Genomic DNA, 13,181 nt, shown 5'->3' with positions numbered 1-13,181 from the left:
AATATAAACGATATTAAGCTATAATTGTGCATTTATTGGCTAGTAGTGCGACAAGCCTTGTCACTGTGCTTTTTTAAACTGAATAATGCTCTGATCTGCAACTTCTTCTAAATGATTGGCGTACCATTGCATCATGCTTGCTCTGTCATCTAAATATTGAGCCTTGTTATATACGCCTGCCACACCGTCCTTTACGTGTGCCAGTGCTGCTTCAATATGACGTTCATCAAAGCCACGATTGTTTAACAAGGTACTCGCAATATGTCTAAATCCGTGTGGGGTTTGTCTGCCCTCATAACCCATACGGCGCAAAGCCATAATGAAAACTGTGTCTGACTTTGGCTTGCTCTTGTCCGATCTGCTCGGAAATAAGTATTCAGAATTGGTTTCATAGCTTTGCAATTCTTTTAATAGGGTAGTGGCTTGAGTTGGCAACGGTACAAGATGCTCACGGCGTTTCTTCATACGTTCAGCAGGGATATTCCATAAGCCTTGCTCTAAATCAAATTCTTGCCACTTGGCTTGTCTTAGTTCAGTTGGTCGGCAAAACAACATAGCTAAAAGTTGCAAGCCTATACGCACATCCATAGTCGGATAATTATTGATAGCTCTCAATAAGGCTGGTAACTCAGGTTCAGCCACATGCAACATGTTTTGCTTCTTGCCTTGCTGTAAGTATTTTTGAATGCCCTCAACTGGGTTGTAGTCCATACGTCCAGTGACCTTTGCAAAATCGTAAATGTCACGACACATCGAGCGCATACGGTTCACCTGTTCAAAAATACCTTTCTCTTGCTGAATACTTTTTAATAAGTTCATCCATTCAATAGGCTTTATGGTGGTGTAAAAGCGTTTCCCAAAAATCGGGAATATGTGTTTTTCCAGTGCGCCTTTATTTCGGGTCATGGTGTCCTGTACCCATGATTCCTTTTTTGTGTCTAACCATTCACGAGCTAAGACTTCAAAAGTAGCACTGTGCTGTTCTATCTCTTTTCGCTTGCGTTCTTGTTTGGTGATGATGGGGTTATCACCTTTTGAAATGTCGCTTAAAAGTTCTTGCGCTTTTTTACGTGCTAACTGTCCTGATATTTCAGGATAGCCACCAATACCTAACCATGACCATTTACCATCAGCTTTTTTATATCGTAGTTGCCACGATCTATTACCATCAGGTTTGACACGAAAATATAAGCCGTTGCCGTCTAGCTCCCGATATTCTTTTGATTCAGGCTCAAGGGTTGCAAGTACGGTGTCTGCTAGTGGTCTGCGTTTTATGTCTGTTCGTTTCATTTTCTTGTATCCCTGCCAGTTCAATAAATATGAGGGGATACACGCTAGGATACATGGCATGTATCCCTGTGGCTAGTTATATTTAGTTATGTTTAGGCAAGAAAAAAGGCTTAAACCCTTAAGATTCAAGCCTTTATCTTTTAAAACTTGGCATATTCTGCCATGTTTTGTTAGGTATATGGTGGAGGTGGCGGGAGTTGAACCCGCGTCCGCCAACACTACACTCGAGAATACTACATGCTTAGATATCGTCTATTGTTTTAACACTCTAAGACCCGACGAACAGGGTTTAAAGTGCGATCCTCTAAGTTTGGTATAAAGTCCCGAGGCTCAACTCTATACGGACTTGTGTGCGTGCGCTTCAGTCGGGTTCACTGACCACAAGTATTCAGTGAAGCGGACAAGCGGCCCTTAGGCAGCTAGAGCGTAAGATTCGTCGTTTGCGACTATTTTAATGCAAATTTGATTTACGAGAGAAAATGCGCTCTCGGCATGCATCTATGAGCTTCATCATCAGCGTCGAAGCCAATAACACCCCCATATCACAGCGCAATCATAGCATAGCTGGCAAAAATTACGATGTATTTTCTGCACAATTACACATTTCGATGTGCTTAGTTACATAATTGCGATAATATTTTATTTTTCAAGTCAAACACAATAAAAAATATGAGTTATTTACTGGCACTCGATCAAGGCACAACTTCTAGTCGCGCCATCATCTTCAATGAACACGGACAAGTTCAGGCAACGGCACAACGAGAAACCCATATTCAGACCCCACATTCAGGTTGGGTGGAACAAGATGCCAAAGAAATCTGGTCAAATCAAATTGCAGTGGTGCAACAGGCTCTGGCGACTGCAGGTATTTTGGCTAAAGACATTCGCGCAATTGGTGTGACCAATCAACGTGAAACCACAGTGGTGTGGGATAAATGCACAGGCAAACCATTAGCGCCTGCAATAATTTGGCAAGATCGTCGTGCGGCTGATTGGTGTCATCACTTGATTCAAAATAATCAGATGCAATTGATTCAGGAAAAAACAGGTCTGCGTATAGATCCGTATTTTAGTGCAGGCAAACTGGTGTGGCTGCTTGAGCATGTCGATGGATTAAAAGCATTGGCACAGCAGGGGCATGTGGCTTTTGGCACCATCGACAGTTGGTTAATCTGGAATTTGACCCAAGGCGCAGAGCATGTCATTGAAGCGAGTAATGCTTCAAGAACGATGTTGATGAATTTACATCACCAAACTTGGGATGAAGAATTGCTGGAATTATTTCAAATTCCCGCATCAGTTTTACCTAAAATTATTGCATCCGACAGCTATATTGCAGATACCGCAACGGGTTTATTGGGGGCGAATATCCCAATTACAGGTATTTTAGGCGATCAGCAGGCGGCGTTGTTTGGGCAATCGTGCTTTGAAGTTGGTACAGCAAAAAATACCTACGGCACAGGCTGTTTTATGTTGTTTAATACAGGCAATCAGGTGCAATTTAGCCAAAATAAGTTACTCACTACTTTGGCGTGGCAATGTCAAAATCAAACCCATTTTGCCCTTGAAGGCAGTGTTTTTATGGCAGGTGCTGTAGTGCAATGGCTGCGCGATGGTTTGGGTATTATCCAAAAAAGCAGCGATGTGGAACAACTTGCCAATAGTGTAACTTCTAGCGATGGTGTAGTGCTAGTTCCTGCATTTACAGGGCTTGGTGCGCCACATTGGGACAGTGAAGCGCGAGCGCTTTTATGTGGAATGTCACGTGGCACCAACAAGGCACATATTGCCCGTGCTGCCTTGGAATCCATTGCATTTCAGGTGTCGGATGTACTCACTGCGATGCAATCCGATTTAGATCATCCACTGAAAGAGCTTCGAGTCGATGGTGGTGCTAGTCAAAATGATATGTTGATGCAATTCCAAGCCGATATTTTAAATGTGCCTGTGTTACGTCCTAAAATGTTGGAATCAACCGCTTGGGGAGCAGCAGCTATGGCAGGTTTAAAGGCGGGTGTATTTTCTGACTTATCTGAAATTTCAGCATCTTGGCAGTTAGATCGGGTATTTGAACCCCAAATGAATGAAGCAGAGCGTGCAGAACATTTAGCGCGTTGGCAACAAGCCTTAAAACGTGCTAAGTCAGACTTATAATCAGCGCTATTTCTAAAATAACGCTAAGTTGAAATAAATCTTTAAACCACAAGCCTCATCAGCAAAACTTTTGAGGCTTGTAGCTGTTTTTTCGTTACTTTGATCTTTTAGATTACGCCTTACATTGCCTCACGTTGAGCTTCATCTTCTAGATAACTTTCCAAAGAATCATCTAGTGCATAAAGCCATGGTGTGTGATGCGGTTTAGCCATTTTTCCTGTCATCACTGAGCGATAAACTTTATCTCTAAAGCCCATAATATTTTCTTTTTTATGCTTTTTCCATTGCATGAAAATATCGTGTACTGCATCAATATTGAAAGATGGATAGTCGGTCTGCGCAATCAGGCGTTTGATGTAATCCCCTTGAAAACGTGCAGATTGTTCATCGCTCATTAAGCGTTGTTCTTTTTCATGCAAGGTTTGGGTATGGCTTTGCATTTCGTCTATGCTTGGCAACGCAATTTTGCCCAAAATCACATCACGGACAAACCATGCCTGCGCATCGAACATATTGAAGGTGTACCATTGATCTTGCATGCCTAAATAGAACAAACGAGGATTCTTTTCCCAAACCACACCTTGATATAAACCTAGTGGATAAAGGCAGTTATGCGTTCTGAGGCGCAAGCCATCTTCAATAAACGGCAAGTGGTGTAAATAGCCCGTACATAAAATAATGGCATCAATTTTGGCCGATGTTCCATCACCAAAATAAGCAGTATTTTCATCTACACGCAGTAATTGTGGTTTTTCAGACCAGTTTTTGGGCCACTTAAAGCCCATGGCTTTACTGCGATAGCAACTGTAAATTTGTTTGGCGCCGTATTTATAACATTGCGAACCAATGTCTTCGGCAGAGTAGCTGCTGCCCACCAACAGCACTGATTTACCTTTAAATTCCAGTGCATCACGGAAATCATGCGCGTGTAAAATACGACCATGGAATTGATCAAAGCCTTCATAAACAGGGACACGCGGGGTAGAAAAGTGCCCAGAGGCCACCACAACATAATCAAACTGTTCTGAATAATGACGTTGCTGTGCGTAATCTTCGACATCAACCGTAAATTTTTGCGTCGCATCATCATAATGAATATGCTGAACAGCGGTATTAAAGCGGACTAAGTCTTTCACCTGTGCTTTTTCTGCACGACCTTGAATATAATCCCACAACACTGCGCGTGGCGGATAAGACGCGATTGGTTTTTTGAAGTGTTCATCAAAAGTATAATCGGCAAATTCTAGCGCTTCTTTAGGGCCATTTGACCATAAATAACGGTACATACTGCCGTGGACAGGTTCGCCATGTTCATCTATACCTGTGCGCCAAGTATAGTTCCAGAGTCCACCCCAATCATTTTGTTTTTCGAAACATACAATTTCAGGAACTTGTAGACCTTTGGCCTTTGCTGACTGAAACGCTCTTAATTGGGCCATGCCGCTTGGGCCAGCGCCAATAATTGCAATTCGATCCATTGCTATCTCCATTAGTTTTTGAGTTCTTAATTACTTCTCCAATTTTGAGTGACACAATTCAGGATTTTAAATATCCGCATTATAAAAATAAGCAAATACAATCCTAAATTTAGAGATCAAGTAGATCTTGTCAAAATAGGATGTGAATTAAAAAAATAGAAAAAATAAAACACACTAAAGACAGTAAAAATTGCTTAAGCAACTCATCTTTATAAAAAAATGTGTTTTACAAGAAGCATGATCTTATCATAATTTTTGATTAATTTTGGTTTTGCTTAGTTGTAAAAGTGAATTTAAAGTCATTGCTGTTGTTGTTTTGGTTTGATCAATTGGTATATTTTATTGATTTTTATAGAGAAAATAAGATGAAAATTTAAAGCTAATTTTTATCTCATTTTGCCCAATATAAAGGTGATTTTGATGAGATTGTTGCAAAATCTACAATGATATACAGAGGATTGAAAACTGAATCTTAGGCAACATTTTCAGAGAGCCATACCCGAAGTGGACTTCTGAAAAATTAAAAGGATGCTGTGATTGATAGGTGTAATGAAAGTTTAGTTTTTATAAGCCATGAAAGCAGTAGCGTATTTATCAAGCTTTATCTAATGATTGAATGTGCTTTGCGTACATTCAATCATTAAAGTTTGTGGCGACTCAGTAATTAAAGTTTACGCCACACCTTATTTTCATCTTCTAAAGAGACAGTAAAGTTAAATTCGTCGTCTACGGTAACCAAGTAGGAGTTAGGATTAACCAATAAAACTTTTAAAATTGTACCTTGCTCGAATTCAATTGGTGCGCAGTTTTCTTTACGTAGAACAATAGGTTCAAGTAGCTCAATAGCAATGTTTTCTGTTGGAGATTCCATACCGCACCCTAAATGAGTTATTTTTAATCAACTGTATTATATAGTAAATTGATGAATAATCTACACAAAATCGTAAATTTGTGTCGGGTTTAAATATTTTGTACTTGAATTGTTGGTCAAAAAATCGCAATAAATTTGCCCAATACTTCATAATTTGACATTTTAAAAATATAAGAAATTGAAATTTGATGTAATTCCTTAGATGAATGGCAAATGAACAGCGCAGTAAAATATAGCCGATTGATGAAATTTACAGTTTTCAGTATAAAAATAAAATTATTGCTGAAAAAACAGCGTATAAAGTATAAAAGTTAAAGTATCCATTCACGCTTTTTTAAGTGGTGAAGGCACTGGGTTTTACATTCCAATTTAAAAAATAAAGGCTTTTTGTCTGCATGTTTAAGTCATTTTTTCCAAATCCAAAGTGGTTTTTTATTTCATTGCTTGTTTGGTTCGCCATTAATCTGGCTTTGTGGTATTCAGGCGGTAGCGCATGGGGCAGTTGGATTGGCTTCCCACAAGGTTATGCCGAAGCAACATTACCCATTGATGTCAGTCGTTTTTGGTCACCTGCATTTTTATGGTTTTATTTCTGGTTTTTTGTATCAACCACTATTTTTGCCACCTTTTGGAAATTTAAATCTAATAACCCGTGGCAGCGTTGGTCGGTATGGGGATCGGCATTCATCCTGTTCAATATTTGGTTTGGGGTACAAGTCAATGTTGTGGTGAATGCTTGGTACAACCCATTTTATGACCTGATTCAAAAAATGCTCAGTAGTGGCGGTGGAGATGTCAATGAACTCTATGCAGGTGTGCTGACCTTTTTATACATCGCCATGGTGGCAGTGACCTTAATGGTTTTGAATTTATTTTTTGTTAGTCACTATGTTTTTCGTTGGCGTACGGCAATGAATAATTATTACACCGCACATTGGGAAAAACTCAGACATATTGAAGGGGCTTCACAGCGTATTCAAGAAGATACCATGCGCTTTGCCAGAACCATGGAAACTTTAGGGGTAAATTTAGTCGAAGCCCTAATGACTTTGTTGGCATTTTTACCTGTGCTGTTTAGTTTGTCTGTGCATGTCAAAGCCCTGCCTATAGTGGGGGAAATTCCGTATGCCTTAGTGTGGGCGGCTGTTGGCTGGGCAGTATTTGGTACGGTGGTGTTAATTGTGGTGGGTGCGAAGTTACCAGGTCTGGAATTTAACAACCAAAAAGTCGAAGCTGCATATCGTAAAGAATTGGTTTATGGTGAAGATCACGCTGAACGTGCTGATCCGCTGAGTTTAAAAGAACTGTTTAGCAAAGTGCGTTTGAACTATTTCCGTTTATATTTCCACTATGCCTATTTTAACTTGGTACGCATTTGGTATATGCAATTAGACAATATTTACGGCTTATTTGTGTTATTCCCAAGCATTGCCGCAGGGGCAATTACCTTGGGCTTGATGATGCAAATCGCCAACGTATTTGGCAAAGTCCGTGAGTCGTTCCAGTACCTCATCGCGTCTTGGCCGACTATTATTGAGCTCTTGTCTATTCATAAGCGTTTAAAAGCATTTGAATCGACCTTGGATCAATAGTTTTGATGGCGACATTCATAAGTGTTGTGGATGTCGCGTTCGCATGTTTAGAGTGGTGACTGCCAAATATAAATTGATCTGAACAGTTGTATAAAAATAATACTGGTGCTAGTGTTCAAAATCATAAAAAACTGCGATGAATTGGATTGTTTTATAAAAATATCAAACTTGATTCAAATAAAATTATGATTAATTAACTATAAAATCAAGGTGTTGTATTTGTTATTTTGCCCCAATTCATATATTTTCATTGATATAAAAACAATTGAGAATTGAGACGTGACCTGCAAAAAATTACTCTTGATTGGGGGAATTGGCAGCCTATTATTTGGTTGTGCAACAGTTGATCAATTTAGCCCAAATTCGGTGAAGCATTTTGCATCTGCACAAGAACTGATTGTTCAAAAAAACTTAAATCAGCCCAGTGGTGCCGCTAAAGAATATGTCTATTATTGGGGGCCACAGCGCAAAGATCAGCCTGCTGAATCTATGATTCCACGTAAATATATGGGCAGCTATTGTCAGTCACAAAATGGACGCTTAACGCTGGCCTATAAAAGCTCAATGAGTTTAGTCAAAAATGCATGGTCTAAAAAACTACTCAATACTTATCGAGATGTAAAACAGGGGATTGGGGCATACCGCTGTGTAGGTAATCAGGGCGAAAGTTGGATTGTATCTATTGAACCTGTGGCAGAGCGCCAGTTGGAACAGCGTGGTGAAGCGCGAGTGGTGAGTTTGGTTACTAAAATAATGTCTGAAGATGAAGCACGACGCTTTTACCGCGCGGCTTCTGCACCTACAAAGGCCGTACCTAAAGCAGCTCCAAGTAATCCAAAAACAACTAATGCAACCAAAGTTGCTGAAGCGAAGGAAAAACCTGAAGAGAAAAAAGAGCCAGTGACTGCACCAGTAAAAACAGCCCCACCACGTGTGGTCGAAACACCACAACAGCAACAGACACGTTTATATGTGGCGGCACGTCGTGATTTAAACAGTGGGCGTAATCAAATTAATGCCTGTAATAATGCGCAACGTGCTTATAACTATGGCAAGTTACAGGGCGCAGAGGGTACACGTATTTATACAGAATCTGGTATGTTGGTGGCACGTTGTTTAACGGGTGTTTCGAGTTATCGGAGTCGTTTTCCAAATTCAGATGCACAGGCAAAACGTATTTTGCAGAATTTAGCCAATAATTATAATCATGCAGGGGCTAAGAATATGTTGAGAGGAATGAAGTGAGGTGATTGCCTCACATTAAATTTTTATTTGTGCACTTGCTAAGTAATGCTTATTAGCAAGTAGAGATTAAAAGTACATTAAGTATTGCACACGTCCTAAGCTGCAAGTAAGTTTGCTAACTAGGTGTACTTATAAATCGCCTTTGCTATTAAAAAAACTCTTATTGTATGAATAAAAAGGGTTATCCACCGATTTTATTATAACTAAGTTCAATATAAGACTGTATTGCATTTAATTCTTCAATTGTGCAAATTGTAAATTCAACATCGCCAACTCCATGATGCCCAATATTGGAAACATCACGGTAATTTGATGTATTTGTAGGTATATCTTCAGGCTTTAATTTTAAATAAATTTTTAAGTTTTTTGCTCGGACTTCTACAGTTAGGATATTTTGAGTGCTTTTATAAGCAATATAATATTTTTTAGGAATTTCCTCGATAGATTCATCAATTTGCATCATAAGCTCCTGTAAAGCTTCGATCAGATCAATGATTTCTTTAGGCTTATTTGCTAAGTGGTCATCTATTGAATATTGTCCAATACTTCTGGTAATTGCAGCTTTTTTTCCTGCAGCAACCATCACAGGATTTTTTGTAGGCTGATCGGTTGAATGTGTTAAAGCGTGAGCATTTGATGTGGCTGTATGAAATACTTCTTCGAGATATAGGCTTTGGTTAGAAAATAGCTGGTAACGCCATAGTTCAATATTTGCACCTATCACTTGTACTGCATGTAAATCATACTTTTTATAGTTTGGTGCAATACAAATAACGCGAATATCAGACCAATCTATCTCAATGTTTTGCCCTAAAACTTTTTTAGCTGCGACTTCAAAATCACCTTTGTGGTCTTGAATCCAATGTAGATAAAATAAACTTTGAGTAATGAGTTCGGATGACTCTACTTTTTTATATTCAATAATGACGGGGTTGTTGTCTTCAGATAATGCGAGTGTATCAATGCGCCCTGCATGTATTGCACCAGTTGAAAACTCACTAGCAATAAACTTGCAATTAAAAACAGGGATTAAATTCTTTTCAATTAAATTTTGCAGATCTTTTTCTAATAAGAAGTTGGTTTTTTCTACAACTTGTAATTGTTGTTGATCTTTAATTTCAAATATTGGCATGTTAAGTCATTCTATGATTTAAAAGTATATTGTGATAAACCCCACACGAAGTGAGGTTTATCTCATAAAAACAAAGAATTAGTCAATTATCAACCAATCAATTTCTTCATCAACTCATTTACTTGTGCAGGGTTGGCTTTGCCTTTCGCAGCTTTCATTACCTGACCAACAAGACCGTTGAAAGCTTTGTCTTTACCAGATTTATACTCTTCAACCATCTTCTCGTTCGCAGCAAGTACGTCTTTGATGATTGCTTCAATCGCGCCTGTATCAGTTTCCTGTTTCAAGCCTTTTTCAGCAATAATTTCATCCGCAGATTTGCCTTCGTCCCACATAAAGCCGAATACTTGCTTCGCGATCTTACCGTTAATTGTGTTGTCCACAATACGTGCGATCATACCGCCAAGTTTCTCGGCAGATACAGGAGAGTCTGCCAAATCTAAACCTGCTTTATTGAGTGCACCTGAGAATTCACCCATCACCCAGTTTGCTGCAATTTTACCGTGTGCCGCGCCACCAGCCGCAGCAACCACAGCTTCGTAAAATTCTGACATTTCACGAGTCAATGTGAGCACGTGAGCATCGTACTCAGTTACACCAAAGTCCGCCACGAAACGTGCACGACGTGCAGCAGGAAGCTCAGGCATAGTCGCTTTAATGGCTTCAATTTGCGCATCAGGAATAATCACAGGCAACAAGTCTGGATCAGGGAAGTAACGGTAATCGTTGGCTTCTTCCTTCGAACGCATTGAACGCGTTTCCATCTTCACAGGGTCAAACAAACGTGTTTCCTGATCAATGGTGCCATCCCATTCCAAGATTTCCATTTGACGTTCAATTTCAACATTGATCGCTTGTTCAATAAAGCGGAATGAGTTCAGGTTTTTAAGTTCACAACGTGTACCGAAGGGTTGACCCGGACGACGTAACGACACGTTACAGTCCGCACGGAACGAACCTTCAGCCATGTTGCCGTCAGAAATACCCAACCAACGAACCAGTGTGTGAATCGCTTTAATGTAAGCAACCGCTTCTTCAACCGAACGCATATCTGGTTCAGATACGATTTCCAATAAAGGTGTGCCTGCACGGTTTAAGTCAATACCTGACATGCCTTCAAATTGGTCGTGAATCGATTTACCTGCATCTTCTTCAAGGTGCGCACGGGTCACACCAATGCGTTTGGTCGTGCCATCTTCAAGTTGGATGTCGATATGACCCAAGCCTACAATCGGGTTATCCATCTGGCTGATCTGGTAGCCTTTTGGAGAATCCGGGTAGAAGTAGTTTTTACGTGCAAATACAGAGGCTTGGTCGATGTAGGCATCAATACCCAAGCCAAAACGGATTGCCAAATCCACCACTTCTTTATTCAGCACAGGCAAGACGCCCGGCATAGCTAAATCAACAAGGCTGGCTTGCGTATTTGGGTCTTGACCAAATTCGGTTGATGAGCCCGAGAAAATTTTAGAATTGGTTGCAAGCTGAGTATGAATCTCAATACCAATCACGACTTCCCAACCATCAATCAGGTTTGATTTTGGTTTAGCAGTATTCTTCGCCATTATGCGTTCTCCTCAGCAATTGCAGCGCGTTGAGTATGCCAATCGGTCGCTTGTTGATACTGATGTACCACAGATAACAGTTGTGATTCAGACCAGTAATTGCCAATCAATTGTAAACCTACAGGCAAGTGATCTTGGTCAAAACCAACAGGCGCACTAATTGCAGGTAAGCCCGCTAAGTTCACCGCGATGGTGTAAATATCACCCAAATACATTTCAACAGGGTCTAAAGACGCGCCAATTTTGTAGGCAGTTGTTGGTGCAGTTGGTGCTGCAATCACATCGACCTGTTCAAAGGCTTTTAAGAAGTCTTGCTGAATTAAACGACGGACTTTTTGTGCTTTCACGTAGTAAGCATCGTAATAACCCGCAGAAAGAGCATACGTACCAATCAAGATACGACGTTGCACTTCTGCACCAAAACCTTCAGAACGTGAACGTTTGTAGAGGTCTAAAATATCTTGAGGATTTTCTGCGCGGTAGCCGTAACGTACACCATCGTAACGAGAAAGGTTGGACGATGCTTCTGCAGGGGCAATCAGATAGTAAGTTGGCACGTAGCTTTCAGTCATGTTGAGGTCAATCTCAACCAATACTGCGCCCAATTCTTCTAATTTTTTTAGTGATTCTTCAACACGTGCTTTCACCGCAGCATCTAAACCAGCCACATTGAAGTATTGTTTCGGAATACCAATGCGTAAGCCTTTGAGCGTTGTTACATTCAGGTTCGCCACATAATCTTCAACCGCTTTATCCATAGAGGTTGAGTCTTTGGCGTCATGACCTGCCATTACATTCATTAAATATGCGCAGTCTTCTGCAGAGCGTGCCATTGGGCCTGCCTGATCTAAAGATGATGCATAAGCGATGATGCCGTAACGTGAAACACGTCCGTAAGTTGGTTTGAGACCAGTCAAACCACAGAAAGACGCAGGCTGACGGATTGAACCACCTGTATCTGTACCTGTAGCAAATGGTGCAAGGTCAGCCGCCACGACAGCAGCAGAACCACCTGACGAACCACCCGGTACATGGTCAAGTGCCCATGGGTTTTTGGTCGCGCCATAGAACGAACTTTCAGAGGTTGAACCCATTGCGAATTCGTCCATGTTCACTTTACCCAAAGTGACCAAACCTGCATTTTTACCTTGTGCCACCACAGTTGCGTCATAAGGCGAGATAAAATTGTCCAGCATTTTTGAACCCGCAGAGGTTTTAATGCCTTGGGTACAAAAAATATCTTTATGTGCAACAGGAATACCTGTCAGTGCTGTCGCTTGACCCGCCTGACGTAATGCATCGGCTGCATCCGCCTGTGCCAGTGCTACTTCATTGGTCACGGTGACATAAGAGCGCACTTGCGGATCAATTTTGGCAATACGTTTTAAATAATGTTCTGTTAGTTCGCGAGAGGAGAATTTGGCTGCCGCTAAACCCTCAGAGATTTCACGAATCGATAAGCGATGTAAATCTGTCATGAGAAAAATTCTTTTACCTTTTTATGAAGTCAAAATGTAACAGCCGAATAAATTATTCAATCACACGTGGAACAAGGTACAAGCCATCCTGAACTGCAGGGGCAACAGCTTGATATTGCTCACGATGATTCTGTTCGGTTACGACGTCTTCACGTAATGGTTGAGGGTGGTCAAATGGGCTTTTTAAAGGCTCAACGTCATCGGTATTTATGCCTTTTAAGCTTTCCATCATGCCTAAAATTTTATTTAGACTTTGAGCATACTCAGCAGATTGCGTATCATTGAGTTTAAGACGAGCAAGATGGGCAATTGCTGAAACTGTTTGTGCATTTAAATCTGCAGAATGCTGAGCATCCGAGGTAGACATAACATCACC

The 13,181-nt window shown here is 40.6% G+C and carries 10 protein-coding genes and 1 other RNA gene; 3 read left to right on the top strand and 8 right to left on the bottom strand.

The genetic code is table 11. The features are described from left to right. Positions 1–60 precede the first annotated feature (60 nt). Both FTU39_RS02660 and ssrA read right to left on the bottom strand, forming a co-directional pair. The gene (locus FTU39_RS02660) at positions 61–1,290 is read right to left on the bottom strand and encodes a tyrosine-type recombinase/integrase (protein ID WP_180051689.1); all 1,230 of its coding nucleotides are present in this window, start codon (positions 1,288–1,290) and stop codon (positions 61–63) included. A gap of 179 nt (positions 1,291–1,469) precedes the next feature. Continuing rightward, positions 1,470–1,829, bottom strand: a transfer-messenger RNA (tmRNA) gene (gene ssrA, locus FTU39_RS02655). A 130-nt stretch (positions 1,830–1,959) separates the two neighbouring features. Here ssrA and glpK point away from each other — a divergent pair. Further along, positions 1,960–3,444, top strand: a complete 1,485-nt coding sequence (gene glpK, locus FTU39_RS02650) for a glycerol kinase GlpK (protein WP_180051688.1) — start codon at positions 1,960–1,962, stop codon at positions 3,442–3,444. A gap of 119 nt (positions 3,445–3,563) precedes the next feature. On the opposite strand, the gene FTU39_RS02645 is transcribed toward glpK, so the two are convergent. Both FTU39_RS02645 and FTU39_RS02640 read right to left on the bottom strand, forming a co-directional pair. Further along, positions 3,564–4,922: an NAD(P)-binding domain-containing protein gene (locus tag FTU39_RS02645; RefSeq protein WP_180051687.1), complete on the bottom strand. Its 1,359-nt coding sequence runs from the start codon at positions 4,920–4,922 to the stop codon at positions 3,564–3,566. Between the two features lie 664 nt (positions 4,923–5,586). Beyond that, positions 5,587–5,793, bottom strand: coding sequence for a hypothetical protein (locus FTU39_RS02640; protein ID WP_004975391.1), 207 nt, complete (start codon positions 5,791–5,793; stop codon positions 5,587–5,589). A gap of 395 nt (positions 5,794–6,188) precedes the next feature. On the opposite strand from FTU39_RS02640, the gene sbmA reads away from it, so the two are divergent. Both sbmA and FTU39_RS02630 read left to right on the top strand, forming a co-directional pair. After that, the gene (gene sbmA / locus FTU39_RS02635) at positions 6,189–7,385 is read left to right on the top strand and encodes a peptide antibiotic transporter SbmA (protein WP_180051686.1); all 1,197 of its coding nucleotides are present in this window, start codon (positions 6,189–6,191) and stop codon (positions 7,383–7,385) included. A 279-nt stretch (positions 7,386–7,664) separates the two neighbouring features. Further along, the gene (locus FTU39_RS02630) at positions 7,665–8,630 is read left to right on the top strand and encodes a hypothetical protein (RefSeq protein ID WP_180051685.1); all 966 of its coding nucleotides are present in this window, start codon (positions 7,665–7,667) and stop codon (positions 8,628–8,630) included. A gap of 181 nt (positions 8,631–8,811) precedes the next feature. Here the strand turns inward: FTU39_RS02630 and FTU39_RS02625 are convergent, their stop codons facing one another. The 4 genes from FTU39_RS02625 to gatC all read right to left on the bottom strand — a co-directional run bounded on the left by FTU39_RS02625 (position 8,812) and on the right by gatC (position 13,172). Continuing rightward, on the bottom strand, positions 8,812–9,762 hold the full coding sequence (locus FTU39_RS02625; RefSeq protein WP_180051684.1) for a DUF5655 domain-containing protein: 951 nt from the start codon (positions 9,760–9,762) through the stop codon (positions 8,812–8,814). A gap of 89 nt (positions 9,763–9,851) precedes the next feature. Beyond that, positions 9,852–11,327 (bottom strand): Asp-tRNA(Asn)/Glu-tRNA(Gln) amidotransferase subunit GatB, encoded by a 1,476-nt coding sequence (gene gatB, locus FTU39_RS02620; protein ID WP_180051683.1) that lies wholly within the window; start codon positions 11,325–11,327, stop codon positions 9,852–9,854. Continuing rightward, positions 11,327–12,805 (bottom strand): Asp-tRNA(Asn)/Glu-tRNA(Gln) amidotransferase subunit GatA, encoded by a 1,479-nt coding sequence (gatA, locus tag FTU39_RS02615; RefSeq protein ID WP_180051682.1) that lies wholly within the window; start codon positions 12,803–12,805, stop codon positions 11,327–11,329. Before gatA ends, gatB begins: the two co-directional genes overlap by 1 nt. A 52-nt stretch (positions 12,806–12,857) precedes the next feature. Then, positions 12,858–13,172, bottom strand: coding sequence for an Asp-tRNA(Asn)/Glu-tRNA(Gln) amidotransferase subunit GatC (gatC, locus tag FTU39_RS02610; protein WP_004975405.1), 315 nt, complete (start codon positions 13,170–13,172; stop codon positions 12,858–12,860). Between the last annotated feature and the right edge of the window lie 9 nt (positions 13,173–13,181).

The organism is Acinetobacter sp. YH12099, from assembly GCF_013419195.1.
In the GTDB taxonomy this organism is placed as follows: domain Bacteria; phylum Pseudomonadota; class Gammaproteobacteria; order Pseudomonadales; family Moraxellaceae; genus Acinetobacter; species Acinetobacter towneri.
This window is presented reverse-complemented; position numbering and strand designations above follow the sequence as displayed.